The organism is Elusimicrobiota bacterium (genome assembly GCA_016218575.1).
Taxonomy (GTDB): Bacteria; Elusimicrobiota; Elusimicrobia; order UBA1565; family UBA9628; genus JACRDN01.
The window spans coordinates 35,695-61,054 of the sequence record JACRDN010000001.1 but is presented as its reverse complement, the minus strand read 5'-3'; the positions used below and the strand labels follow the sequence as shown (position 1 = coordinate 61,054).

Here is a 25,360-nt window from a genome sequence, read left to right as displayed (position 1 = left end):
GGCAGGGTATGATTACTACGGCGCCGCGGCAGCGGCGCCGCCTCTCGTCCAGGGAACCAAGGAGAGCCCGGTTCGCCCTGAATGCCTGGAGCCGGGCTTCGCCGAGAAGGCCTGGGACTGGGACGCTCCCGCTCCCTTCCCGGATAGGCTGCGCAACCTCCAATACCGGGACCTGCGCCACACCAAGATCCCCCGAGCCCTGCGCTTCAACGACCGCGTCTCGATGCGCTCCGGCACGGAGCTGCGCGAGCCCTTCCTGGACCATCGCCTGGTGGAGTTGGCTCTGCGCCAGCCCCCCGAACGCAAAATCCGCGGCGGCGTTCATAAATGGTTTTTGCGCCGCTTGGCCGAGGAAGTCCTTCCCGCGGATCTATCGCGGGCGCCCAAGCGCCCGGTCCAAACGCCCCAGAGGGAATGGCTGGCCGGCCCGCTCAAGGAATGGGCGGGGGAATGCATCGAGGCCGCCCTGCGCGCCTACGGAGGGCAATGGCTGCGCGAGGAGGCCGTGCGCTCGGCTTGGCGGGCCTATGGCCGTACCCGGGCCGACAACAGCTTCTATGTCTGGCAATGGATCAGCCTCGGCCTCATGGCCGGAAACGTTCGGGCGGCGGGCAGGCATGTCTGAGCCGGCCGAGCCGCATCTCATCGTGGTCGCGTATTTCGTAGCACCCGGCCCAGGAGGGCCGGAGGGGCACGTCAACGAAAAATTCCTGAAGGCCCTGGCCCGGCATTGGCCGCACGGGGTTTCCGTGATCACGGGGGGCCATAGCCCGGAGCTCGAGGATGGGCGGCCCCTATCGGGGCTGCCCCGGTGGACCTTCCATGCCCTTGGCGAGTGCGGAGAGGCGGGGCCCGAGGCCTCGGCATTCAACCTCTTGGCGTTCTGGACCTTCGAGCGAATGCGCGGCTCCGGCCCCGGAAGGGTCCCGGCCAAGATATTGAATCGCTTGGTCTATGAGGCGACCTCACTGGGCATGAAGATGGCGAGTTGGCGCCTGGCCGCGGCCCGGGTCCTGCGCCGGGAGCTGTCCGCCCATCCAGGAGCGATGGTCTATTCCCGCGCGCTCCCCTTCGAGAGCCTCTCGGCCGTGGCGGACGTCCGCCGAGAGACCAGGTTCTGCTGGCTTGCCAACATCAACGATCCCCTTCCCGCCTCGCTTTGGCGGGGCATGTACGAGCCGGATTCCCGGGAGGATCGCAAAACCATGTCGGCATTTCGTGAAATCATTCCCCTCATTGACGGCTTTACCTTCCCGTGCCGCAGGCTCATGGAAATGGAGCTTGAAAGCTTTCCGGAAATCAAGAACGCGGCGTACGGGTTATTGCCGCATATCACCAACGAGCCCTCTCCCTGTCGCGCCCCGGCCGCGGAGGCGGCCGGGGTGCTCACTATTGCGTTCTCCGGAACTTTGCGCAAGAAGCGCGTGGCGCCGGAGCTCAAGGCAGCCCTCGAGTCCTTCGCGGCGCGGCATCCCGACAAGGCTCGGCGATTTTTCTTCGCCTTCCACTTGGCGCGAACCAATCCCTTCGGCCAGGAATTCATCCGCAGTCTCCCGGCCAGGACCGAGGTTTTCCTGGGCGAGAGCGACGCCGAGCTGGGCGCCGCCCTTTCCGGGGCCGACGTCCTCTTCGACCTCGAGGCCCCGGAGGACAAGCCTCTTCTTTTGACCAAGCTCGTCAATTACATGGGATTTAGGCGGCCGATTTGGGCGCTCTGCGCCGAGGGCGGCACGGCTTGGGAGCTCGTGCGGAAGTCTCGAGGCTATGTGTCTCCTTTGGCAAGCCCCGAGAAAATAGAGGAGACCCTCCTGGTTTTGCATGCCGACTGGAGTGCGGGGCGTTTGGGCGCGAGGATCCCGCCGGAGGAGGTCGTGGAGCGCTTCAGCTCGCGGCGCAACGTGGAGGAGTTTGCGGCCGCGCGCGACCTGGCCTTGAAGGGCCGGCGCGGCGAATGGGACGGCGCAGAGCTCTGGCCTTGACCTCATGAATATACTGATCTTCGGCTGGTACGGGCACCGCAACGCGGGCGACGACCGCATCCAGTACTGTCTGACCCGCTGGCTGGATGGGCATACTTTGGGATTCCTGCCCGCGGGCAGGAATCCCCCGCTCCGGCTCCTGCGCTCCTGGGACGCCGCCATCATCGGGGGTGGCGGGCTCATTATGCGCGAAGGGGGCCTTTTCTCGCGCATGAGGAGATGGGTGCGCTCGGCCGGCATACCGGTCGCGATCATGGGGGCGAGCGTCGAGAGCATTACCCCGGGCCTGCGCCGGGAGCTCAAGGATTTCCTGGAGGTTTGCTGCTTCGCTTGCTTTCGGGACCAGGGCTCCCTGGACGAGCTGGGCCCGCATCCCAAGGCCTTGGTAGCGCCCGATCTTACCTGGCTCTACCCGTATCCGGAGCTCGAGCGGCGAATGGACGGCGTGGCCCTGAACGTGAGAAAGCACGCCGGCTTTCCGGTGGGTTCCTGGCGCCGGGCCCTGGCGGAGCTAGGCCGGGAAGTCCATCCCTGGCCGCTCTATTTCGAGCAAGGAGGGGATGCGGCGGTTCTCAAGGAGCTCCTTCCGGGCCGCGGCTTGCCCGAGGAGTTCGACCCCGGCCTCCTCGATAAGGCCGGGACCGTGGTGAGCGGGCGCTACCACGGCATCCAATTCGCGCTGCAGGCCGGCCGTCCGGTCGTGGCGGTGGGGGACCTGCCCAAGATTAGGCGCTTCATGGAAGAAAGCGGCCTCGGCCAGTGGTGCATTTCAGAGGCCGAGCTGGGAAGTTTGATGGAGCTCCTCAAAGAGCTGGAGAAACATCGCATGGACGTAGCCCGCCAAATCTCCACCCTTAGGTCCCGCTTATGCCGCGAGGCTCGGGACAAGGCTTGCCTCATGCGGCAGCGCCTGTTGGGCGCCGCCGCGTCGCTGCCGCGTCCTTCCCGGCGCTGGGGCAGCCGTCTCAGGGATTGGCTCGACCTGGGATCCTACTTTTGAGCCGTCGGGTAGGAGCACGCGAAGACTTTGACAGGGGTCTTCGCGCTCGAATCCGTCGGGTAGATTCTGTTTAGAGAAGCTCCTCCCAAGCGCGGGAGGGGTTCCTTTCGAAAGAATTGCTTGACCTCTTCCCCCTCATGGTACATTCCGCCCATGATCAGAAGTCCGGGGCGGCTTTTCTTCACCGCATTCTCGAGATCAGCCAGGCTGTTTTGCCGGTAGAGGCGCACGAGCTTGGCATTAGGCAGATAATAATCCCACATGGGCCCATAGGTCGCGATGCTTTTCCCCTGGGCCGCGGCGCTTCGGGCCTCGGCCTCGATGGCTTTCCAGGCCAGGCCATAGGGAGGGTAATTGGGACGGGAGTATTTCTCGGCCCATTCGGCCTGGTACCAGCGCCAATGCCTGAGAAACGGGAGCGAAAAGCAGAAAATGAGGAGAAGGGCGCCGGGGCGGAAAGTCGGCCAACGGACCTCTAGGCTCCCGGACAATTGGATGAGCCCCAGGGCCAGGGCTATATATAGGAAGGGATAGGCCCCCATTTCAAAGCGCAGGCAGCAGGAGAACGTGAGCAGACTCACCACGGAAAACAGCGCGGCGTAGAAAGCCATCTCGAGGAGGCTACGGCGCTCGGCTATCTGGACTCGGCGCCAACCCCAGGCCAGCCCTAGGGGGCCTAAAATGAGGGGCGCCCCGGCGGTCTCATAGCGCAGTCGCTCGAGATAGGCCCCCAGGTTGTGGAGGAGCCTTCCCGCCTGAAAAAGAGGTTCCTGAAGCGTCAGGGCCAGGGCGCCGGGATAGTTCCGAGCGGGGTAGCGGTCCCGGATCGCGTCCAGGGCCGAGTAGATGGCCTTGAGCCCATTGGGATCAAGCCTGTAGCATTCCGTGGCCTGGAGGAAGGCCGAGCCCCCGACTCCGTGCACCCCCCAGCGGCTGGTGTCGAAGCAAAGCCGCACGGCCAAGATGCCGAGGGCATAAAGGGCCGCGGGGCCCAACGTGTATTTCAGCGGGCTCCGCGCGGGCCAGGCCGCGTTGGCGGCGAGGAGCGTGCCCATGGTGATGAGGCCCTCGGGGCGCGCGTAGACGGCGGCCAGGGCCGAGCAGGCGAGGGCCGCGGCATGCCGCGGCCTGGGTTCGGATCTTGCCGCTAGAATGAGATAGACGCTGAGCACGGCAAAGAATGTGTAAGCAATATCCAAGTAGGGCTTGACTCCCAGGTCCAGGATCCCATTGCTCAAGGCCAGGAGCCCCGCGGCCAGGAGCCCGGCCCCTGCGCCTGCCAGGAGCCTGCCGCAAAGGAAGGTCAAAAGCACCAGGCCCAGGTAAAAGAGATTGCACAGGAGCTTGGCGCTCGCGAAGGGATCCAAGCCCGAGCGCGAGACGGCCGCGGCCATGAGAGGAAATAGAGGAGAACGGCGCATGGAGCCGTTCAAATAACCCTTGAAGCCGCCGCCGGCAATCTGCTTGACTTCCAGGGCATAGGACCAGGCGTCGTGTTCTGGTTCTTTGAGCAGGCCGTCAAGGAGAATCAGGCGCAGGCCGCAGGCGGCGAGAAGCAGGGCCAAGGCGAGGAGGGCGGCGCGCTCGTCCCCGAGGTGCTGTCGCGCCGAACCCCAGGCGATGCCGATCAAGGCGGCCGCGGAAAGCGCCGCCGCGAATTGAAGCAGCATTTCGCTATCATACTTAATCCATGCGGCGTCTAGCCTTGGCCGTCGGGGTGTCGCGCTGTTGTTGACAAAGTTCCGGCATTGCTTTACACTGCTGTCATGAGCTACCCCTTCTTCTTCGAAGCGGAGGAGCTTCAGGGGCTGGCGCGGCGGCGCCAGGAGGAGTTCCGTCAGGCCAAGCCTTTCCCGCACTTGGTGGTGGACAATTTCCTTCCCGAGGCTTTCCTGGAAGAGGTCTTGGAGGAATTCAAGGCTCCCGGCCAGATAGACTGGATCCGCTACAAGGAGAAGGGCCAGCTCAAGCTCCAATCCAACAGCGAAGGCCAGCTTGGCCCCAACACCCGCTACCTCGTCTATCAGCTTAACTCCTCCACTTTCCTGATGTTCTTGAGGACCTTGACCGGCATCGAGGGCCTCCTTCCGGACCCCCACCTCTTCGGCGGGGGAATGCACCAGATCGTGCGGGGGGGCTTCCTCAAGATTCACGCCGACTACAGCAAGCATCCCAAGCTCAACCTGGACCGACGGCTCAACGCCATTGTTTACCTCAATAAGGGCTGGAAGGAGGAATACGGCGGCCAGCTCGAGCTGTGGAGCCGAGATATGAGCCGCTGCGAGAAAAGGGTGCTCCCTGTTTTCAACCGCCTGGTCGTGTTTGCGACTGCGGACAACTCCTTCCATGGGCATCCCGATCCTCTGTCCTGCCCCGAGGGTTGGACGCGCAAATCCCTGGCCCTGTATTATTACTCCAACGGGCGGCCCGCGGGAGAGAGCGCCGGCGGCCGGGCGACTTTGTGGCAGAGCCGCCCCGGAGAGGTCCTAAAGGAATTCCCCAGGGAGCAGCCTCTCCGGAACTGGAGGGACGCGGCCAAGAAATTCATTCCGCCCATCATCCTCGACCTGCGCCGGGCCGTGATCGGAAAGCTGGGCCATTGAATGCCTGAGCCCGCGATCAAGGCCGTGGCCTTCTACCTTCCGCAGTTCCACCCCACCCCCGAGAACGACCGTTGGTGGGGGCCGGGATTCACCGAATGGACCAACGTGGCCCGGGCCGTTCCCCTGTTTCCCGGCCACGCCCACCCGCGCGTGCCCGCGGACCTGGGCTATTGCGACCCGCGCCTGCCCGAGGTCCGGCAAGCCCAGGCGGATTTGGCCCGCGAGCACGGCATCCACGGCTTCTGCTACTACCACTACTGGTTCCACGGCAAGCGCCTGTTGGAAAGGCCGTTCCAAGAGGTCCTGGACTCGGGCCGGCCGGATTTTCCCTTTTGCCTGTGCTGGGCTAACGAGAACTGGACCCGTGCCTGGGACGGTCAGAGCCAGGAGTGCCTGATGGAGCAGACCTATTCCGAGCGGGACGATTTGGAGCACATCCGCTGGCTCGCCCGTGCCTTCCGGGACAGTCGCTACATCCGCGTCGGGGGAAAGCCCCTTTTCCTGGTGTACCGGGCGGGGTATCTCCCCGATCCGCGCCGCACGGCCGAGCTTTGGCGCTCGGAGTGCCTCAAGCAGGGCGTGGGAGAGATATACCTCTGCAGCGTCGAGAGCAACTATCCCGCCAAGTACAAAAGCCCCTTGGACATGGGATTTGACGGCAGCGTCGAGCATCATCCCCACGGAGCCTTTTTGGGGACTCCGCAAAGGCGCGGCCTTTTCTGGAGCTTCCTGGAAAAGCTCCGATTGTCGCCTAAAGCGTATCGCGAGCACAGGCTTTACGACTATTCCGGGTACGTGGCCCGGGCCCTGGATAGGCCCGATCCCGGCTATTGCCGCATGCCTTGCGTGATGCCCGGCTGGGACAACTCCCCGCGTCGACGGCAGGGAGCGGTCATCCTCAAGGGGGCCTCCCCGCGGATATACGAGGCGTGGCTGGCGGCCGTGGTCCGCGGCCTCAAGGCCCGCGGGTCGGAAGCCTTCGTTTTCATAAACGCTTGGAATGAATGGGCCGAAGGCACCTGCCTCGAGCCGGACTTGAGAAACGGCCGAGCTTACTTGGAAGCCACCAAGCGCGTCCTTAACGGAGAGACCCCATGAGCCCGGAAAAAGACGGCGTCTATGCCCCCCCGCGAGAGGTTGCTTCGCCGGAGGACTGCTACTTCTACCATACCATAGACCTGCCGCGCCACGGGCTCCAAAAGGGGGAATGGGACCTGCGGGGAGGGGAGGCAGACTACCTTGGCCGCTGCGAGCTCAAGGGCAAGAGGGTCCTCGAGATCGGGACCGCCAACGGCTACCTGTGCTTTTACATGGAAAGGCAGGGAGCCGAGGTCGTGGGCTACGACCTGTCCGAGAACCAAAGCTGGGATATCGTGCCCTACGTCCACCCGAAGTTCGACGCGAAGGCCATCATGGAGAAGCGCCGCGAGCACATCAAGAAGACCAACAACGCCTGGTGGCTGACCCGCGGCCTCTTGGGCTCCAAGGCCCGGGTCGTTCACGGCACGGTCTACGAGGTTCCGGAGGCCATCGGCCCAGTGGACATTGTGACCTTCGGCTCGATTCTGCTGCATGTGCGCGATCCCTTTCAGGCCATGTGCCGGGCCGCGCGCCTTTGCCGGGACACCTTGATCGTGACCGACGTGCCGAGCATCAGCCGGGGCTGGAAGAGGGATCTTCTCCGGCGCTTCGCCTCGCCCAGCGCCATGGAATTTTTGCCCCGCGCCGAGGGCCGCTATCCCTATGAGACTTGGTGGATACTCCCTCCCGAGCTGGCGGCGGAGTTCGCGAAAATCCTCGGATTCCCGCATGTCCGGATCACCTATCACACGCAGAAGTATTACCGGGGCGACAAACATCTCTACACCATGGTGGCCCGCAGGTAGGCCGATGCTCGCAAAAGTTGGAAGCTTGATATTCTCGGGGCGGTTATTTTCGGTCCTGAGGGATTACGCCCGGCGGCTTCGGCAAGGTTTTCTCTTCGAATACCACTGGCGCTGGGGAGCCAATGCCGGGAGCCGCAGGCGGTGGAAGGACGCTCTCCGCAGGGAGGCTCCCGTCCAGGCCCGGTTGATCGCGGATCTTAAGGCTCGCGGGGTCGCCATGGCTCCCGCGGCGGAGGTGCTCGGGCAAGAGGGGGCGGCCCTCTTGCGGGATGTCGAATCCCTGGCCAAGGCTTTCGCCTCCAGTCCCAAGGTTGCCGACAGGATCGCCCGGTACCAAAGCGATCCCAAGGACAGTCCGGGAAAGGACTACATCGTCAAGCTCCTCTCCGATTTCGAAATGCTGGCCCCGGACCACCCTCTTCTGCGCCTGGGTTTAAGCGAACCTCTCTTGAACGTCGCCAACGGCTATTTGGAGCTGTTTTCCAAGCTCAAGGGCGCCAACGTATGGTATACGATCCCGGTGGACTCCGAGCGGCCCCGGCAGAACTCCCAGAATTGGCACCGCGACCCCGAGGACCGCAGGCTCGTCAAGGCCTTCTATTGCCTCTCCGACGTGGGGCCGGCCTCCGGTCCTCTCGAATACATCCCCGGAAGCCGCCCCGGCGGCCCGTACGCCCATTTGTTCCCGTTGGCCGGCGGGGGCGGCATCTACTCCTACCCCGATCAAGCCCGGATCGAGAGGGAGGTGCCGCCCGGGGCGCGCGTTTCCTGCGAGTGCCCGGCCGGGACCATGGTGTTCTGCGACACCAGCGGCTTCCATCGCGGAGGCTACGCCACCAAAGGCGAGAGGCTCTTGGCGACCTGGATGTATCTGACGCCGGCCACGCGCTTCGGGCGCTCCTTCGGGCTGGACAGGTCCCGGTTGGATGGGGGCCTCTCCGAGGCGGCTCGACGCGCCCTGGAGTAGACCCTGAACCTCTCGACCCGAAACAAGCTTCTCCTGGCCCGCGTCCTTGGCCGAGCGGCCGGGTTCTGGATTTCAGCGCTCGGCCGGGACAAGGCCAATGTCTCGTGCCGAAGGAGCGGGATCCTTTGGGAGCTTGATTTGCAGGAGGGAATAGACCTTTCCATCTATTGCTTCGGCTCCTACGAGCCCGCCACGGCCAGATGCCTTCGGCGCCGCCTCGCGCCGGGCATGACTGCTCTCGACCTCGGAGCCAACATGGGCGCCCACGCCCTGCCCATGGCCCGCGCCGTGGCGCCCCACGGCCGGGTCTGCGCCGTGGAGCCGACGGGCTGGGCCTTGGAGAAATTGCGCAAAAACCTGAGCCTGAACCCGGAGCTTAAGCCCATCTTAGAGACCGTCCAGGCCGTCATCGGGGATTTCAAGGCGGGCCCGCCTCCCAAGAGCTTCGCGGCGAGTTGGAATCTTGAGTCTCTCGACCGCGGGGACGAGGTCCACGGCGGCCAGGGGCGCGACGCCTCCGCGGCTGAGGCCTTGGCCCTGGACGCCCTGGCCGACAGATCCGGCTGGAGCCGCCTTGACCTCGTCAAGATGGACCTGGACGGATACGAGCTTGGCGCCTTGAAGAGCGGCCGCCGGACTCTCGAAAAATTCCGGCCGGTCCTGGTGCTGGAGCTTTGCCCCTACATCCTGAGGCGGGAGGGCGCGACTTTGGAGGAGCTGGCGGATTTCCTGCGCTCCCTGGGGTATTCCTTGCGGAGCCTCTCCGGGCGCCGCCGCCTGCCTTGGGGCCCCGATCTCGCCCGCGAGATCCCGGAGGGGGGCTCGCTCAACGCCTTGGCCCTTCCCGGGGGGGATTGATGGCCGGGGGCAAGAGGCTCCGGTTCTACGCGCTGGCCGTCGCCCTAGGGCTCGGAGTCCGGGCCTGGCTCGTGGCCGGCACCGACGGCGGCAGCCTCTACAACCGCTGGTCCACCGTGGACGACGGCGAGGTCTACGACAGGTTCGCCTGGAACCTCGCCGCTCAGGGCGTGCTCGGCGTGGGCCGCAGGCCCAGCGCCTTCATTCTGCCGGCCTACCCCGTTTTCGTAGCCGGAATCTATTCCCTCTCGGGGCGCTATCCGGGGGCCGTGCGTTGGGTCCAAGTGCTCCTAGGAATCTTGATGGTGATGATGCTGGGTCGCGTCGCGCGCCTCCTGGGCGGGCCCGGAGCCGAGCTTTTGATGGTGGCCATGGGCGCGGTTTATCCTTATTTCCTCTATTTTATCCCACAGCTTTTGACGGAAAACATTTTCCTTCCGGCTTTCGCCGGCATGCTTTGGACGGCTTTGCGCATGGGGCGGGGCGGAGGCTGGCTGGACGGATTCCTCCACGGGGTGTGCCTCGCGGCGGCCGCCATGACCCGGGCCATCGGGATTTTCATCGAGCCCGCCCTTCTCCTTCTAGCCCGACCCTGGGTCCGGGAGGGGCGGGCCGGGCGCCTCCGGGGCCTGGGCCTGGGCTACCTTTTCTTCGCGCTGGCCTGGGGATCGTGGATGGCTCGCAACAGGGCCGTGTTCGGGGAGATAGTCCCCCTGGACACGCGCACGGGCTGGTATTTGTACTACAGCCAGATGGTGACCCTGGACCGGACCGGGGAAGCTTGGAGGCATCTGCCCTATGGAAGCCGGCGGATCGCCGAGGGGGCTATTCCCTCGCCCCGGGAGGAGTTGGCGATATCGAAGGAGGGCAGAAGGCTCGCTTTTAAGAATATGCGGGGGGACTGGAAATTCCTTCCTTCGATCGTGCTCAAGAACAGCGCGGCCATGTGGCTGTGCCTCGACTTCAGCGAGGTGCGGCGGCACAGCGGGCTCGCGGCTCTCCCCGCGGTCGCCGGCTGGCTCTCTTATCTGTTTGTTCTCTGTTTCGGCTTGGCGGGATTCCTTTGGGCGCGGCGTCGGGGGGAATGGGAATTTTGCGCCGCGGTTCTCTGGGCGGTATTCGTCACCATGGCGATCTACGCCACCACGAGTGCCGGCAACCGCTACAGGGCCACCACCATAGACCCCTTCCTCATGATCCTGGCCTCGTGCTGGCTGAGCGAGAGGCTATCCCGTCTTGGCTACCTCGATGTCCACGAAGGTCCCGCAATCGCGGGAAAGGCGCAGTAGGGCCCGGTCCAGGGCCTTGGCCGCGGGAAGGAGCGCCGACGGGACCAGGCACCAGGGCTTGAGGCCTCCGGCTAGCCAGTAAAGCAGAGGGGTGTGCGGGCGGTACGCGATGATTCTCAGCTTGGGAAATCGCTCGCCGAACTTCGCCGCGTCCCGGCGAAAGACCATCCAAGCCAGGGCCCCATTGGCCCCGCTCAAGGGCCCGGAGGAGGCGAAGCTCCACTCGCGGGCCGCGGCGTCGAAGCCCTCGTGGTGGAGCAATCGCAGGAGAGGGTAGCCCAAGATGCCGGGGTGCTGGTCGATGATGAAAAGCCTGCCCCCCGGCCTCAAGCAGCGCTCGGCCTCCTCCAGGAAGCGGCCCGGGTCGCAGACATGGTGGAAGGCATTGAGCATGAATATGGCCCGCAGGGACTCGTTCGGGAACTCCAGGCGGCGCGCGTCCATCACGCGGGAGACTCCCTCGTAAGGCAGAAAATCCGAGGTGACGACGCCGGGGATAACTTTCTCGCAGAAGCCGCCGCCCGAGCCGATCTCGAGGGCCTCTCCTTCGGTGGGGCAGTGGGCCAGGCAGGCCTTGAATTTCTGGTAGCAATCCTCGTAGAAGGCGCGCAAGGCTTTCTTGTTCCGGATGGTCTCCCGGAGGATCTTCACTCGCGCCGCGTCATCGAGGCAAGTCACGGCGGGCCCAGGCGCAGCATTCTCCAGCCCTGCCAGCAGGCCCAGAGGAAGCGCCAGACCTCCACAAAGCCCCTCATCTTGGACTTGCCCGATGTTCGCTCCTGGTAATAGAGGGGCATCTCGCGGATGCGCAACTTGAGCTTGGCCGCGCCAAAGAGGAGGGCGAAGTCTCCCCAGCGGTCGGCCCCGCCCCGCGGCATGTCGAGGAAGTCCCGGCGCAGCATGGCCTTGGTGCCGCAGAGGGTGTCGCTGACTCGTTGGCGCAGGACCTTGCTCGCCAGCAAGCAGAAGGCCTTGTTCCCGAGGAAGTTCATGAAGCGCATGGCGTTCTTTTCCATGGGATAGATGAGGCGGGTTCCGTTGACGAAATCCGCGCGGCCCTCCTGAATGGGCTTGAAGAACCGCGGCAGGACTTCCGGCTCCACCGTGGCGTCGGCGTCGAGTATCATGACCACATCGCCCTTGGCGGCCGTAAATCCCGCGAACACCGCCTCGGCCTTGCCCCGGTTCTTGTCGAAGCGCACGAGCCTGACCGCGGGATCCTCGGCCATAAGCGCCTCGACGGCCTTGCGGGTGCCGTCGCTCGAGCCGTCGTCCACCACGATCACCTCGGTGGTCGTGCCCATCCGGGGCACGCGGCGCACGGTGCGGGCGATGTTTCCCTCCTCGTTGTGGCAGGGGATAATCACGGAGCAGGACAAGGGAGGGCGGGGCTTGATGGGCCGAGCGCAGAGATATTGCGTCGCTCCGATGTAGCGCGCGACGGGAATTTCGGGAATTAGAAGATTCATGAGCCAGGAAAACAATGGGATGTATTTTGGCATCGGCGCGGCCATGCCGGCCTCGACCACGCAAAAGCCCTGGAGCTCCAGGATGTTCTTGATGTCGTTGTTGGTGATGTAGTTGCGCGGGGATTCGGGGAAGCGCAGGCCCAGGCGCGCGGCCGCGCGCAGCAAAGAAGCCCACATGGGATTGCTGGTCGTCACGATGAGTATCCCGTCCGGGGGCAGGATTTTAGCGAGCTTTTCGGCCATCTCCGACAGATCATGGACGTAGTCGAGCATGTTGCGCATGATCACGCAGTCGGGCGAGAAGCCCGAGGGGATCCTGATCTCGTCTATGTCCACGGTGTGAAAGCGCGCCCGCGGAACGCGGGCGCGGGCCCAGAGGGTCAGCTCCTCGCAGTAGTTGAGGCCGATCAAGGTCTCGGACTGGCGGACCAGGAGCTCCGAGAGATCTCCGACGCCGGCTCCAATCTCCAGGATACGCGACCGGGGCCGCGTCATGCCCATCACCAGGTCCCGGACCAGGCAGTGGTAATAAGCGTTCTTGCCCTGCCATTTTTCCCATTCGGGGCCGATCGAGAGGTAATAATCGAGGATGCGCGAGCGGCTCAAGAGGCGGGCCTCGGCTCCAACCGCAGCCGCTCGGCCGCCACCATTTCTTCCAGGATGGAGGGCAGGCTCCTGGTGATGCCCCAAGCGGGGAAATGGCTCTTGAGCTTGGCAAGGTCGGAGATGTAGCAGACGTGGTCTCCCCGGCGGGGCGCCTCGCGGTATTCCCAGTCCACCTTTCTTCCCAGCAAATTCCCGACCATTTCCAGGGCCTCGAGCACGGAGAGGCTGTTTTCCCGGCCCCCGCCGATGTTGTAAACCTCTCCGGGGCGGGGATCGGCCGCGAAGGCGTCGAAGGCCCGGATCACGTCCATGCTGTGTATTTGGTCGCGCACCTGCTTGCCCTTGTAGCCGAACACGGTGTAGGGCTTTCCCTGCACCGCGGCCTTGACGAGATAGGACAAAAAACCGTGCAGCTCCACTCCGGACTGCGAGGGGCCGGTCAGGCACCCCCCGCGGAACACTCCCACCTTCATGCCGAAATAGCGCCCGTATTCCTGCGCCATGAGGTCCGAGGCGGCCTTGGAGGCCCCGAACAGGGAGTGCAGGCAGCGGTCGATCCGGCAGTCCTCGCCGATCCCGGCGCGCCGCGCGGGCTCGGCGTAATCGAAGCGCGTGGGGAGCTCGACCAAGGGGAGCTCATTGGGAGCGTCCCCGTAGACCTTGTTGGTGCTCATGTGGATGAACACCGCCTCCGGGCAATGCTGGCGGGCGGCCTCTAGCATGTTGAGCGTGCCCCCGGCGTTGACGTCAAAGTCGAGGAGGGGAATGGCCGCGGCCTGGTCATGGGAAGGCTGGGCCGCGCAGTGGATGATCAGGTCGAAGCTCCCGCTTTTGAAGAGTGCTGTGAGCCCGTCGCGGTCGCGGATGTCTATGGCATGGTGGCTGAAACCAGGGTGTTTCCCCTTGAGCTCCCCCAGGCGCCAGAGCGTGTCGCCGGGCTCGCCGAAGAAGACCCGGCGCATGTTGTTATCCACGCCCGATACCTCGTGCCCGCCCCGGGCGTAATACTCCACGGCCTCCGACCCGATGAGCCCACTTGATCCCGTGATCAATACCCGCATCGCCCCAAGGTTAGCAGCGCCCGCTTTCCTTGTCGACGGCAATGCGGTGACAGGTACTTAATTCCGATCGGACCGTGATGTTAGGAATTAAGTATACTGTCACTAAATTAAATGGGCCTGCGCCTGAACCATATCGGCTACGCCGTCGAGGACATTGAGCGCTACTGGAATGATTTTTTTCAGCCCCTGTTCGAACCCTGCGGAATCAGCCGGGTTTACGAAGATCCTCTGCAGAAGGTCCGGGTCGCGTTCATCACTTTGGCCAGCGGGGAGCGCGTCGAGCTGGTCGAACCCATGGACGAGTCAAGCCCGGTCAGCCGGATCTTGAAGGCGAGGCGGGGCGGCTTCTATCATCTGTGCTACGAGGCTCGCGGCTTGGAGCCGGAGATCAAGCGCTTCGAGGAAAAAGGCTGCCGCCTGATCTCCGGGCCGACCCCGGCCGTGGCTTTCGAGGGGCGCCGGATCGCTTTCCTCTATACTCCCCAAAACGACGTGATCGAGCTGGTCGAGGCCCCGTGACCAAGACCTTGGCCGTAGCCGCCTTCTTCACCGCCGAGCCCGTGGGGGCGAGCCTCTCGTTCTGGCTGGGAAAGCTTGGGTTTCTCTATAAAGTCGAGTTCGCCCCCTTCAACCAGGTGCTTCAGCAGCTTCTGGATCCCTCGGGCCTGTTCTCGCGCAACCGGGACGGCGTCAACGTAATCCTCGCGCGCTACGGAGATTTGAAAGGAGTCCTTCCGGAGTTCACCCGAGGCCTGGAGGCCGCTTCCGCCCATCAAGGCGCGCCCCATTTCATATTTTTATGTCCGGACTCGCCCGAAGCCTCGGCCGGGCCCAAGCATAAAGAAATAGCGCTTGGCATAGAGAGCACGATCGCCAGAACTATCTTGCAACTCCCCGGTTTTTATCTTGTCACGAGCGAGGAACTCGCCCGCTTCTACCCCGTTTCCGACTACTACAATTCCTATACGGAGGAATTGGGGGAACTCCCTTACACAGACGCTTTTTTAGCGGCCCTGGGGACCATGATTTGCCGCAAAATCCACGCTTTGAAAAGCCTGCCGCGCAAGGTCATCGCGCTCGACTGCGATCAAGTCTTATGGAAGGGCGTGTGCGGAGAGGACGGGCCGGGCGGAGTGGAGCTCGACCCGGCGCGCCTCGAATTCCAAAGATTCATGCTGGAACAGCGCCAGGCCGGCATGCTCTTGGCGCTGTGCAGCCGCAACAACGAGGCGGACGTCTGGCAGGTCTTCGAAAGGCGCCCGGAGATGGCGCTTAAGCGCGCGCAGTTGTCGGCCTCCAGGCTCAACTGGAGGCCGAAGTCCGAGAATCTCAAGTCCCTGGCCCAGGAGCTGGGCCTCGGCCTGGAGAGCTTCATTTTCATGGATGACAGCCCCGTCGAGTGCGCCGAGGTGCGGGACCGATGCCCGGAGGTCCTGTGCCTTCAGTGGCCTTTGGATTCGGAGCGAGTCCGGAAGGCCTTGCGTCACGTCTGGGCCTTTGACCGCCTCGCGGTCTCCCGGGAGGCCGCGGGCCGGGCGCGCTTCTACGAGCAGAACCTGGAGAGGGAGCGCCTTAAGAGCCAAGCCCTCAGTCTCGAAGAGTTTCTCGAAAACCTGGCCATGAAGGTTGATATGTTCGCGCCCGGGCCCGAGCATTTGCCGAGGCTGGCCGAACTCTCCCTGAGGACCAATCAGTTTAGTTTTACCACGATCCGGCGCTCCGAAGCTGAGCTCAAAGACCTTCTGAAGCCCGGCAAACTCGAGTGCTTCGCGGTGCGGGTGAGCGACCGCTTTGGCGACTACGGCTTGGTGGGAGCGGCCCTATTCCGCGCCGAGGCTGGGCGCCTGGACCTGGACTCCCTCATGCTCAGCTGCCGGGCTTTGGGCAGGGGGATCGAGCACCGGATGCTGGCCCGGCTTGGGGAGATCGCGCGCGGCAGGAATGCGGGGCGGGTCCTCGTGCGGTTGCTGCGCAGCTCCAAGAACCAGCCGGCGTGGGAATTTTTGGGGAGTCTCGAGGCCTTGTCCAAGGCCGAGTCCGAGGGGGGCATTTCGCTGGAATTCGATCCGGGGTATCTGGAGAAGCTCCGCTATGAGCCGGGAGGCGCGGCAACACCCTATCCCATGACGGCGACAGGGTCGGAAGAATTCCAGCCCGGCACCGCCGGCGCGGTGCTGAGTCAGGACGCAGCGCTATGGCAGGAGTTGTCCGACGCGGAGAGCGTCCTGAAGGCCATGAGGGTCATCCCGGCCGCGTCAGCGGCCGGAACCGAGAGATCCATCCAGGAAAAGCTGCTCAAGATATGGGAAGAAGTCTTGGGCGTCTCCCCCATCCGCCCGGACGATGATTTTTTCAAGTTGGGCGGAGATTCCCTGACGGCGCTTCGCCTTTCCGCGCGGATCGAGCAAGCCATCGGCAAGAGGCTGCCCCTGTCCTATCTCCTTAAGATTTCCACCGTCTCGAAAATGGCGGAAACCTTCGATGATGCCTCCTCTTAACGAGCAAGAGGCCCACCTCTGGCACGCGGGGCCCGCCGAATCGTTCCAGGGCCTTGAGGCTCTCGGCCGGCTGCTCAGCCCCGAGGAAGAGGCGCGGGCGCGAAGATTTGTTTTTGAAAAGGATCGGGCCCAGTTCATCCTGGGAAGAGGGATCATGAGGTCTTTGTTGGGCCGGTACTTGGGCGCGGATCCGCGGCGTCTTCTCTTGCGCCAGACGCCGTTGGGCAAGCCGATTCTGGCCGAAGCGGGCGGGCCCCTGGAGTTCAGCCTCTCCCACTCCCATGGGCGAATCCTTTGCGGGATGGCTCTCGGGCGAAGGATCGGGGTGGACGTGGAGCTGATGCGGGCGCTTCCCTTCGACACCCTGGCGCGGCACGTCATGGAAGCCGCGGAGTTGGAGGGGTTCGTCTCTCTCGGGGCGGGCTTGAAGGCGAAGGCCTTTTACGCCGCTTGGACCCGCAAGGAGGCCTATCTCAAGGCCCTGGGCCGGGGCTTGGGCTGCGTAGCCGACCTGGCCCGAGTTCCGGCCGCGCCCTCAGGCTGGGCCGTGCGGGAGCTGTCGTTGCTGCCGGGGTACGCCGCGGCCGTTGCCGTGGAAGGGGCGGCGCCGAGGCTGCGCTGCCTGCCATGGCCATAGAAGGTCTCGCCGCCTTCCCGGCCTTGAGGACCTTCATTGAGGCCGAGCTCTCGGCCTGGCCCGAGCATGAAACGTATTTGGCCAAGAGCCTGAGCGGCCGTTCCCCCGAGGTCATGTCCTCGAGCGAGAATTTGGCCGGGCTGGCTTTGAAGCTCGTTGGCGGGGAACTTTCCGAGTACGCCGCGTCCTACCGCTGGATGTGCGAACGCATCAACGAAGAGCAGCTCGATTTTTTTCGCACGGGGCGCTACCGGCGTTCGACCTTGGAGGAGGTGGACAAGGGCTTCTACCAGAATCGGGCCGTGATGGACCGTTGGATCAAGGGCTTGCTCCTGTCCCAGCTTTTCTGGAGGAATCATGTGGAGGTCATGCATTGCTACGCCGCGGACTTCCTGCCGATCCTCAAGCCCGGGTCCCGGCATTTGGAGATCGGTCCCGGGCACGGGTTGTTTCTTTGCCTGGCCGCCCTGTGCGGCCGGGTGGCGCTCTTGGAGGGCTGGGACATAAGCCAATCCTCGCTCGATCTCACCCGCCGGAATTTGGAGGCTCTCGGGGTGGGAGAGGGGATTTCCCTGAGGCGCGTGAACGTGATGGAGGCTCCAACGGATGGACCCCGGTTCGACAGCGTGGTGATAAGCGAGGTCCTTGAACACGTGGAAAACCCCCGGGCTCTCCTGGCCTCGATAAAAGACCGCTTGGCAGGGGAAGGACGAGTGTTCATCAATGTCCCGGTCAACTCCCCTTCGCCCGACCACATTTATTTGCTTAGATCCCCGGAGGAGGCCGCCCGATTGGTCGAAAGCTCGGGCCTTAAAATCGTGGAGCGGAGGAACTTCCCGCTCACCGGCTATTCCGAGCAGGCCGCTCGAAAGAATTCCCTGACCATCTCATGCGTGATCACGGCCTCGGCTTGAGACGCATGGACCTGGCCAACCTCGTCTGCCGCCTCCCCTTTAATTCCCTGAGGGTGCTGGGCTACCGGCTCCTGGGCTTGCGCATCGGCCGCAATGTCCGCATCGGCTACAAGGCCCATATCACCTCCAAAACCTGCGTCATAGGGGATGATGTGATGATCGGCGGCCGCAACAACATCTCCGTGGGGGAGTTCCGGGTCGGGGCGGGCGCGAGGATCCATTCCGGGAACTCCTTCGTGGGCCGAGGCCGCATCGAGCTCGGCCGGGACGTTAAGATATACGTGGACGCCTATTTCGACGGCTGGAATTCCATCACCGTCGGCGACGGGACGTGGATCGCCAAAAGCTGCCAATTCTGGACCCACGGCGCCACCAAGATGACCCCGGATACCTCCATCGTGATCGGCAAGGGAGCCTATATCGCGGCCGCCGTCCTTTTCGCGCCGGGAGCGGGGGTCGGGGACGGGGCTTTCGTGGGGCTCGGAGCCGTGGTCACCAAGAGATTCCCCGAGCCCAACTGCTGGATCGTCGGTAATCCCGCCGCCGTCGTGCAGTCGGGCTATTCCTGGAAGGAATTCTGGCAGTAGCGCTTTGCCATTAAATCGAGCCAGACGAAAACCGCCAGGGTCTCGGCCCAAATGAGAGGAGCGCGAAACCGAATGCTCGGGTACGTGAGCACGGCCATGGCGAGATACCCTCCCGCGACCGAAGCCAAGATGAGCCGGAATAGTCCGGCTCCGGGCAGGATCAGCAGCCACAGCACCGGCAGGAAGGCGATGACTTGGAAGAGGGCCCTGCCCTTTTCCAATATTCCCTCCCGCGGCGTTTCCGGAATGGGCGTCGCGGCCCCGACGATTTTGCGCGCCGCGATGGCCGGGACAAGGTGCCAGTTCTCCCGCATGAACTTGAAAGCGGCATGGGAGTAAGCCGAGCATCTTTCGGCGGCCCCCAAGGACTCCGCGCCCGGGATCGGATCGGGGTCGAGCATCACCTCGGCGGTGGTGTTGCGGTAGCGCTGGAGGAAGGTCGAGTTCCAGCTGCTGGCCAGGACGTTGCCCGAGGACGTGGTCAAAAAGGTCTTGCCGTACAGGATCCTGTTGCGGATGAGCCAAGGCGACACCGAAAGTGCCAGGCCCAAGAGAAATCCGAAAAGGGCCTTGAGAGAGATGCGTTTGGTCCCGTAAAGGCCCGCGCCCAAAAATAGAGGGAAGAACAGGGAGAAGGGATGGGCCAGCGCGCTCAAGCCGCCGAGCGCTCCCAGTCCCAGGCTCCACCCCCGTGGAGCCTGGCGGAATAGGCAGTAGCACGTCCCTAGGGCCAAAGAGAGCTGGAGGAACATGGATAATGGCTCGGAGAGAAGCGTTCCCGAGTAAAGAAGCGACGTTGGATGGACCGCGAAATAGAGCGGGGCCAGGCAGGCCAGGAGCGGGCTCAAGTTCAAGAGGAGGGCCAAGCGCGTCAGCATGATCAGGCTCCCGGCGTCCAGCAAAAAGCGCAGCAGGAAGAGCGTTTTGAGTTTATATCCGCTGATTTTTAGAAATAGCGCCAGAAGGAGGGGCCACAAGGGCGGCCGGTAGGAGTCCTTGTAGCCGGCCCGGACCTCGAGGGGCCTGCCCTCGGCCAAGGCGGCCTTGATTTGCCCGGCGCTCACATTCGCGGGCCGGGCGTATTGCCCGGTCTTGGCCAAGGTATAGGCGATCTGCAGATAGTCGCCGGCGTCGCCTCCGATGTTTTTAACGGTCTCGTTAAAGCCCATGTAGCCGAAGACGTAATAGCAGCGCAGGCCGAGGCTCAAGGCCAGGGACAGTCCCAAGGCGAGCGCGTAGATTTTCGAGCCGAATTTCATTTCGGTCTCTCCTCAGACGGGATCCGGCAGAGCACAGCCTGGAATTTTCCGCGCCCGGTTCGCGAGATCATCGCGACTTCCTCCAAGACGACCTCGACGGGCCCGAGGCGCTCCTTCAGGCGCCGGGCCATGGCCTCGCCGGTGCTCGCCGCGTAGTCCGGCCCGCGCACGAACTTGATGCGGACCCGGCTCAAGGATTCCTGGACGATTTGCGCTTCTCGAATGCAGAGGTCCGCCTTAAAAACCGTGTCGAGCCTCCCCACCTTGCGGCCGTCGCGTAAGTAAAGCACGTCGTCGCTTCGCCCCTCGACTCTCGCCAGAAGGGGAAGGCCCCGGCCGCATGGGCAGGAGGGTTCCTCCCCGGCCAGGGCGGCGCGGTCGCCGACTCGGTAGCGTATGAGGGGCATGTCCTCATTCAGGAGCCCGGTCGCGAGCAGCTCCCCGGCTTGTCCGCGGGGCTGGGGCCGGCCGTCCTCCATGACCTCGAGCCAGCCGGCCTCGGGCCAGAGATGCGCGCCGCCCTCCCGGCACTCCCCCGCGGCCGCCGCGGCCTCCGCCATGCCGTAGGTCGCCCGTACCGGGCATTGGAAAGCCTCGGCGATGGCTTGCCGCTGGTGCTCGAGGATCGGCTCGGCATCGGTGATGGCGACGCTGAGGGAGAGGTCCTTGCGGCCTAGGCGCAGTATCTCGAGGGCGAGGGCGTGGAGGGATGACGTGTAGCCTAGGATGTATTTGACGCGGTGGCGCTTCAAGGCCTCCAAATAATGGGGGATGAAGGCCGGAGCCAAATGATAGGAAGATAGGTACAGTTGATTTAAGCCCGCGTTCCAGACCCAGAAGGGGGGCTTGGTCCGGCCGAAGGGCGCCACCATTTGCCCGCCGACATGAGCCCAAGGGTCCATGCGCCCGACCCCGTGCCAGCGCCTCCAGCGGGCCTCGAAGAGGGCATACCAGGCCCGCACGGTCTTGAGGCTCCACCAGAGGCGCAGGGGTTTCCCCGAGCTGCCGCTGGTGTGCTCGGGAAACATTCCCCCGATAGAGCGGTCGTCGGCCACGAACTCTTGGGGAGCCAGCCTCAAGGGCTCCTTTTCCAGGATAGGCCAATTGTCGAGGATCTCCCAAGATGAACGGTCTCCCCTGCGGCGGCGGTCCTCCCATAGGCTTCGGTAATAAGGCACTCGAGTCGCCGCTCGGTGCAGGATGAAGGCCAAGCGCTCTTCCTGCCAGGCTTTCCAGCGTCCCGCGCTCCAGAAGTCCCGCTCCAGGGCCTGGGCGACCAGCCCCTCGGTTTCCGGGCCATAGCGCCAGGAGCGCAGGTAATAGCCTCGAGCGCTGGCGGCCAGGACCCGCAGGGGGTAGGGAAGGCGGTGGTAGATTTGAAGGGGATCAAGCATGGATGGCGGCCGCGAAGGCGTCCTCGTAAATGGGCATGACCCGGGCGGGGGAAACGCTTTCCCTCTGCTCGCGGGAGGGCGAAAGCTCGCCCAGCCGCCCTTCTTTCCAAAGGCCGTGCACCCGCTCCAAGGCCCGGCTGATGCCCTCGGCGTCGTCGGGCTCGGCCAGGACCCCGCCGCCGGAGCCCAATATATCCGCGGTCACGCCCCGGCGCGGGCTCAGGGCAAATATCGGCCGGCCCCCGCTCAAATAATCGGCGAGCTTCGAGGAAAAGAACACTCCTTCCTCCATCTTGGCCTCGACCAGGAGGAAGACGTCGGCCTCCTGCAGCCAGCGCCACACCGAATCGGGAGGCAGATGGGGATGGAAGCCGATCACGGAGGCGAGGTCTGCGGGGGGCGCGGGGAGGTCGTTTCCTTCATAGCGTCCGGCGAACTCCACGCGCAATTCCTCCCGGGCCCGGGGCCGTCTGGCCAGGAACAGGCGCAGGCCGGCGCATAGCGGCTCGATGCGCCGCTCCTTCATGAGGAATCCCGCGTGGCGCAGGACCAATGTCCGGCGCGCGGGCGGAGGGGGCGCGGGCTTCCAGAGGCTGGCCAGATGCGGGGCCACGAAGGCCTTGCTTAGGTATTTGGCCCTGTCGCCCTTGAGCAGGTAGTTCTTGAGCCTTTCCGAGGGAAAGACATAGCTTCCGGCTTGCGACAGCATTTCCTCGAGGAGCCGCTCCGAGCGCAAGCGCGACAAGGGGCCGACCTTGAAATGGTAAGGAGTGGGATAGAGATGGTGGGGCCAGGGATCGCTGAAGTAGGCGCACCAGGCAAGGCCCGGGAGGGCCCTGCGGATCTCGAGTCCGGCCAAATGGCTGATGTAGTGGTTGAGCCTCGTCAGGACGAGATCGAAGGGCCTTTCGCGGTGGGCCTGCCGCACGCCGCGGGAGGCGCTCAAGACCCAATCCCACTCCTCCCAGTTGCAGCCGCGGACCAGGTTCGGGATGCAGGCAAGCCGTCCCAGGAGGGAGTCTTGCCTCGAGAGTTCTCTTACGCGCGCCATCCACGGGCCCGGCCCGGCCGGGGCCACGGGACTTGCCGCGACGCCGGCGAGGGGCCCTTCCGCCGCGAAAATGGCGGGATCGCTCAGGAGGGGATGGGGAGAGGCGAAAGCCGTGATCTTATGCCCGCGGTCGGCCAAGGCCTTGGCGAGCTGGCTCGTGGACAGCCCGGCCGCGGTGTGGTTGTAGAAGTGGTAGGAGACGAGCGCGATGTTCAGGGGGCGCGTCACTTGCTTTCGAGCCCCCTCAGCCACAGGATGAGAACGAGGATTTGCCAGACCTCGCGGTTAAAGAGGCGCGGCGAGTCCCAATGCCGCTCCAGGACCTTCAGGCAGGCCTCCCTCTTGAGCGGGTAGGGGGCCTCGGCGAAGGCCTCCCGCAGGTATTCCTTGAGGTCTTGGCGCGCCCAGCGCCGCAGGGGCAAGGTAAACCCCGCCTTGGGCCGCGTCAGGACCTCCTCTGGGAGCTTTCCTTCCATGATTTTTCTCAAGATCAGGCGGTTGCGCAGCTTTCCCTTCCAGAAGCCGATTTTCTGGTCCAGGGGAAGGCTTCCCGCCAAGTCCGCGAAGACATGGTCGAGGTAGGGGACCCGGAGCTCGAGGCCGTGGGCCATGGTCATGCGGTCCGAGCGGGCCAAGAGGTCGTCGGTGAGCCACGCCCCCGAGTAGGCCTTGAGGATGCGGTTCAAGAACGGCAGGCCCGAGCTTTCGGCGTAGGCCCTGCGCAGAAGGTCCAGGCTGTCGTGGCCCTTCGGGTAGAAGTCCTCCGCCAGGAGGTCTTTCTTGGCGACTCCTCCATCCGAGAAGGACTTCACCATGGAGGGGAGGAATTTCTGAAGGTATTCCGCGCTGCTCAAATGCCAGTAGGAATTTGGGAAGAGGCTTTTTAGGGCCTTCTTGGCGATTTTCGGAGGCCCACCGTCCAGCCACGAGTAGTATTTCTGGCAGAAATAATACTTCTCGAAGCCGTAGCCGGCCAGCATCTCGTCGTTCCCCTCCCCCGAGAGCACGACGGAGACCTCTTTTTTCGCGAGTTGGCTCAAGTAGAAGAGGGCCACGGAGGGCATATCGGAGACGGGTTCGCCGAGGTGCCGGACGATTTTCTCCAAAATATGGCGCAGGTCGCCGGGGGAAAACTCGAGCTCATGGTGCTCGGTCGAGAACTTTCTCGCCACCAGGCGGGCGTAAGGCCTCTCATCGTACATGTCCTCGCCGGAGCCGCAGATGGAAAAGGTCTTGAGCGGGTTCTGCCCGAGCTCCGAGGCGGTTGCCACGAGGGCGCTCGAGTCGAGCCCACCGCTCAGGAATATCCCGACCGGAACGTCGGAGATAAGGAGGTATTTGACGGTTTTTTTAAGCTCGGCGTAAAGCCGCTCTTCCCACTCCCTTCCGGAGGTCCGGCGGGGCAAGGGAGTGAAATTCGGCTCATAGTAGCGCTTCTCGGGTGAAACTCCCTCCCGCGAGAGCTGGAGAGAGGACGCGGGCGAGACTTTCCGCACCTCTCTAAATCCCGTGCGCGGGGCCGGGATGTACCTGAAGCTCAGGTAGTCGGAGACGGCGATGGGATCCAAGGTCGTTTTCGCGCGGGGGTGGGCCCGTATGCCGGCGAGCTCGGAGGAGAAGATGAATTTCTCCCCGTCCTCGTAGAGATAGAGAGGCTTGATCCCAAACGGGTCCCGAGCCAAGGTCAGGGCTTGGCGGGAGCGGTCCCAAAGCGCCAGGGCGAACATGCCCCGCAAGTCCTTGAGCCAATCCTCCTTGAGCCCGGCCCAATTGAGGACGACCTCGGTGTCCGATCGGGATTTAAGGCGGCACCCTGTGGCCTCGAGCTCCCGGCGCAACTCCTGGAAATTGTAGACCTCCCCGTTGTAGGCCAGGACCAGGCGCCCGTCGGGGCTCTCCATGGGCTGGCGGCCGAGCGGGCTTAAATCGAGGATGGAAAGGCGGGCGTGGGTCATCCCGAAATGGCGGTCCACGTAAATCCCCTGGTCATCGGGGCCGCGGTGCCGGATGGCGGCCAAAAGCGGCTCTAGCTCTCGGCTTGAAACGGAGCGCCCCGCGTCTTTGTAGAGAAGCCCTACAAAGCCGCACATTTTTCGATGACTTGGACGATGCGCCGGGCGGCCCGTCCGTCCCAAAGCGGTGGCGCACGGCGCGGGGGCTTGGACTTCATGGCCAGGCCCAGCGCCCGGCTGATTGAAATCCGCCCCGGAGGCGCCAAGCGGTTGGTGCCGTGGGTCAAGGTGACCGGGCGCTCGGTGTTGCGGCGGATGGTGACGCAGGGGACTCCCAAGGCCGTGCTTTCCTCCTGGATGCCCCCGGAGTCCGTGAGCACCGCGCGGGCTCGGGCCATGAGGCCGAGAAATTCGAGGTAGCCGAGCGGGGGGGCGCAGATGACTTTCGGGCCCATGTCGAGGCGGAACTCGGCCATTCTCTCGCGCGTTCTGGGGTGGATGGGGAAAATGAGGGGAATCTCCCGGGATATCTTCTTGAGCTCGGCTCCGGTGGCGAGGCAGGTTTTGCGGTCGTCCACGTTCGAGGGGCGGTGCAAGGTGACGAGGCCGTAGCCGTTCGGGGCCAGGCCGAAACGCTCCCAGGGCTTCAGGCTGAGGGCCTTCTTCAGATGGGTTCGCAGACTGTCTATCATGGAGTTGCCCGTGAAATGAATCCAGGAGCGGGGCAGGCCTTCCTTGAGGAGGTTCTTTGTCCCGCTCGGCTCAGTGGTAAATAGCAGGCGCGAGAGGTGGTCGGCGAGCACGCGGTTGACCTCCTCGGGCATGGAGCGGTCGAAGGACCGTAGGCCCGCCTCGACGTGGGCCACGGGAATGCCGAGCTTGGCCGCCGCCAGGGCGCAGGCCAAGCTCGAGTTGACGTCTCCGCCCACGACCACGAGCCGCGGCCTCCGGGCCTGGCAGGCCTTCTCGAAGGCCGTCATGATGCGCGCGGTTTGCTCGGCATGGGTGCCCGAGCCCGCCCCCAGGAAGATGTCCGGGGCCGGGAGGCCAAGGTCCTTCAGGAACACCGCCGACATGGACTGGTCGTAGTGCTGTCCGGTGTGGACGAGGCGGTGGGCGATTCCGCGCTTTTTCATCTCCAGCACGATCGGGGCCATTTTCATGAAATTAGGCCGAGCCCCCACCACGATGAATATCATGCCATGCGCAGTTTAACAGCTTTGCCCTTTTTCGTCAACAACTGGTGTCAGACTATTAACTTTTGCATCCCAAAAGTTAAAAAGTTAGTGTATGACACCATATGCTCCGCCGCGTCGCGGCGCGGTGGCTGGTCTTGACAAAGGGTGGGGG

General features: G+C 64.1%; 23 protein-coding genes. 14 read left to right on the top strand and 9 right to left on the bottom strand.

Annotated elements, in window-relative coordinates; all coding sequences use genetic code 11:
- From HY921_00240 to HY921_00230, 3 genes are all read left to right on the top strand, one after another.
- On the top strand, positions 1–625 hold a 625-nt coding region (locus tag HY921_00240; GenBank protein MBI5629300.1), incomplete at its 5' end, for an asparagine synthetase B.
- The gene (locus HY921_00235; protein ID MBI5629299.1) at positions 618–1,979 is read left to right on the top strand and encodes a hypothetical protein; all 1,362 of its coding nucleotides are present in this window, start codon (positions 618–620) and stop codon (positions 1,977–1,979) included. The genes HY921_00240 and HY921_00235, both read left to right, overlap by 8 nt.
- 4 nt (positions 1,980–1,983) lie before the next feature.
- Entirely contained in the window at positions 1,984–2,979 is a 996-nt protein-coding gene (locus HY921_00230) for a polysaccharide pyruvyl transferase family protein (GenBank protein MBI5629298.1), read from the top strand.
- On the opposite strand, the gene HY921_00225 is transcribed toward HY921_00230, so the two are convergent.
- Positions 2,970–4,649: a hypothetical protein gene (locus HY921_00225; protein MBI5629297.1), complete on the bottom strand. Its 1,680-nt coding sequence runs from the start codon at positions 4,647–4,649 to the stop codon at positions 2,970–2,972. The genes HY921_00230 and HY921_00225 overlap by 10 nt on opposite strands.
- Positions 4,650–4,745: 96 nt before the next feature.
- Between HY921_00225 and HY921_00220 the strand changes: the two genes are divergently transcribed.
- The 6 genes from HY921_00220 to HY921_00195 all read left to right on the top strand — a co-directional run bounded on the left by HY921_00220 (position 4,746) and on the right by HY921_00195 (position 10,582).
- Positions 4,746–5,582 (top strand): 2OG-Fe(II) oxygenase, encoded by an 837-nt coding sequence (locus tag HY921_00220; GenBank protein MBI5629296.1) that lies wholly within the window; start codon positions 4,746–4,748, stop codon positions 5,580–5,582.
- Positions 5,583–6,680: a glycoside hydrolase family 99-like domain-containing protein gene (locus tag HY921_00215; GenBank protein ID MBI5629295.1), complete on the top strand. Its 1,098-nt coding sequence runs from the start codon at positions 5,583–5,585 to the stop codon at positions 6,678–6,680. It abuts the gene before it with no gap.
- A complete protein-coding gene (locus HY921_00210; protein MBI5629294.1) occupies positions 6,677–7,468 on the top strand; it encodes a methyltransferase domain-containing protein in 792 nt (263 codons plus the stop codon). The genes HY921_00215 and HY921_00210 overlap by 4 nt, the downstream gene beginning before the upstream one ends.
- Positions 7,469–7,472: 4 nt before the next feature.
- Complete coding sequence (locus tag HY921_00205; protein MBI5629293.1) at positions 7,473–8,435, top strand: phytanoyl-CoA dioxygenase family protein; 963 nt, start codon at positions 7,473–7,475, stop codon at positions 8,433–8,435.
- Between the two features lie 138 nt (positions 8,436–8,573).
- Entirely contained in the window at positions 8,574–9,293 is a 720-nt protein-coding gene (locus tag HY921_00200) for an FkbM family methyltransferase (protein MBI5629292.1), read from the top strand.
- Positions 9,293–10,582, top strand: coding sequence for a glycosyltransferase family 39 protein (locus HY921_00195; protein ID MBI5629291.1), 1,290 nt, complete (start codon positions 9,293–9,295; stop codon positions 10,580–10,582). The genes HY921_00200 and HY921_00195 overlap by 1 nt, the downstream gene beginning before the upstream one ends.
- Here HY921_00195 and HY921_00190 read toward each other — a convergent pair.
- From HY921_00190 to HY921_00180, 3 genes are read right to left on the bottom strand one after another with little or no spacing between them, the layout of a single operon-like run.
- Positions 10,520–11,233 (bottom strand): class I SAM-dependent methyltransferase, encoded by a 714-nt coding sequence (locus tag HY921_00190; protein MBI5629290.1) that lies wholly within the window; start codon positions 11,231–11,233, stop codon positions 10,520–10,522. The two genes, HY921_00195 and HY921_00190, sit on opposite strands and share 63 nt — an antisense overlap.
- A gap of 23 nt (positions 11,234–11,256) precedes the next feature.
- Complete coding sequence (locus tag HY921_00185) at positions 11,257–12,657, bottom strand: glycosyltransferase (GenBank protein MBI5629289.1); 1,401 nt, start codon at positions 12,655–12,657, stop codon at positions 11,257–11,259.
- A complete protein-coding gene (locus HY921_00180) occupies positions 12,654–13,718 on the bottom strand; it encodes an NAD-dependent epimerase/dehydratase family protein (GenBank protein MBI5629288.1) in 1,065 nt (354 codons plus the stop codon). The genes HY921_00185 and HY921_00180 overlap by 4 nt, the downstream gene beginning before the upstream one ends.
- A gap of 111 nt (positions 13,719–13,829) precedes the next feature.
- Here HY921_00180 and HY921_00175 point away from each other — a divergent pair, with 111 nt between their 5' ends.
- The 5 genes from HY921_00175 to HY921_00155 are packed head-to-tail and all read left to right on the top strand — an operon-like array spanning position 13,830 to position 18,354.
- Positions 13,830–14,237, top strand: a complete 408-nt coding sequence (locus tag HY921_00175) for a VOC family protein (protein ID MBI5629287.1) — start codon at positions 13,830–13,832, stop codon at positions 14,235–14,237.
- Complete coding sequence (locus tag HY921_00170) at positions 14,234–16,216, top strand: HAD-IIIC family phosphatase (protein MBI5629286.1); 1,983 nt, start codon at positions 14,234–14,236, stop codon at positions 16,214–16,216. Before HY921_00175 ends, HY921_00170 begins: the two co-directional genes overlap by 4 nt.
- Positions 16,200–16,853, top strand: a complete 654-nt coding sequence (locus HY921_00165) for a 4'-phosphopantetheinyl transferase superfamily protein (protein MBI5629285.1) — start codon at positions 16,200–16,202, stop codon at positions 16,851–16,853. Before HY921_00170 ends, HY921_00165 begins: the two co-directional genes overlap by 17 nt.
- Complete coding sequence (locus HY921_00160) at positions 16,844–17,767, top strand: class I SAM-dependent methyltransferase (protein MBI5629284.1); 924 nt, start codon at positions 16,844–16,846, stop codon at positions 17,765–17,767. The genes HY921_00165 and HY921_00160 overlap by 10 nt, the downstream gene beginning before the upstream one ends.
- A complete protein-coding gene (locus HY921_00155; GenBank protein MBI5629283.1) occupies positions 17,743–18,354 on the top strand; it encodes a hypothetical protein in 612 nt (203 codons plus the stop codon). The genes HY921_00160 and HY921_00155 overlap by 25 nt, the downstream gene beginning before the upstream one ends.
- On the opposite strand, the gene HY921_00150 is transcribed toward HY921_00155, so the two are convergent.
- The 5 genes from HY921_00150 to wecB are packed head-to-tail and all read right to left on the bottom strand — an operon-like array spanning position 18,327 to position 25,209.
- Positions 18,327–19,613, bottom strand: coding sequence for a hypothetical protein (locus HY921_00150; protein ID MBI5629282.1), 1,287 nt, complete (start codon positions 19,611–19,613; stop codon positions 18,327–18,329). The two genes, HY921_00155 and HY921_00150, sit on opposite strands and share 28 nt — an antisense overlap.
- Complete coding sequence (locus tag HY921_00145; GenBank protein MBI5629281.1) at positions 19,610–21,007, bottom strand: phenylacetate--CoA ligase family protein; 1,398 nt, start codon at positions 21,005–21,007, stop codon at positions 19,610–19,612. Before HY921_00145 ends, HY921_00150 begins: the two co-directional genes overlap by 4 nt.
- On the bottom strand, positions 21,000–22,286 hold the full coding sequence (locus HY921_00140; protein MBI5629280.1) for a hypothetical protein: 1,287 nt from the start codon (positions 22,284–22,286) through the stop codon (positions 21,000–21,002). The genes HY921_00145 and HY921_00140 overlap by 8 nt, the downstream gene beginning before the upstream one ends.
- The gene (gene asnB / locus HY921_00135; GenBank protein MBI5629279.1) at positions 22,283–24,148 is read right to left on the bottom strand and encodes an asparagine synthase (glutamine-hydrolyzing); all 1,866 of its coding nucleotides are present in this window, start codon (positions 24,146–24,148) and stop codon (positions 22,283–22,285) included. Before asnB ends, HY921_00140 begins: the two co-directional genes overlap by 4 nt.
- Positions 24,133–25,209 carry a UDP-N-acetylglucosamine 2-epimerase (non-hydrolyzing) gene (gene wecB / locus HY921_00130; protein MBI5629278.1) on the bottom strand — a complete coding sequence of 359 codons (1,077 nt, stop codon included), beginning with the start codon at positions 25,207–25,209 and terminating at the stop codon, positions 24,133–24,135. The genes asnB and wecB overlap by 16 nt, the downstream gene beginning before the upstream one ends.
- Positions 25,210–25,360 lie beyond the last annotated feature (151 nt).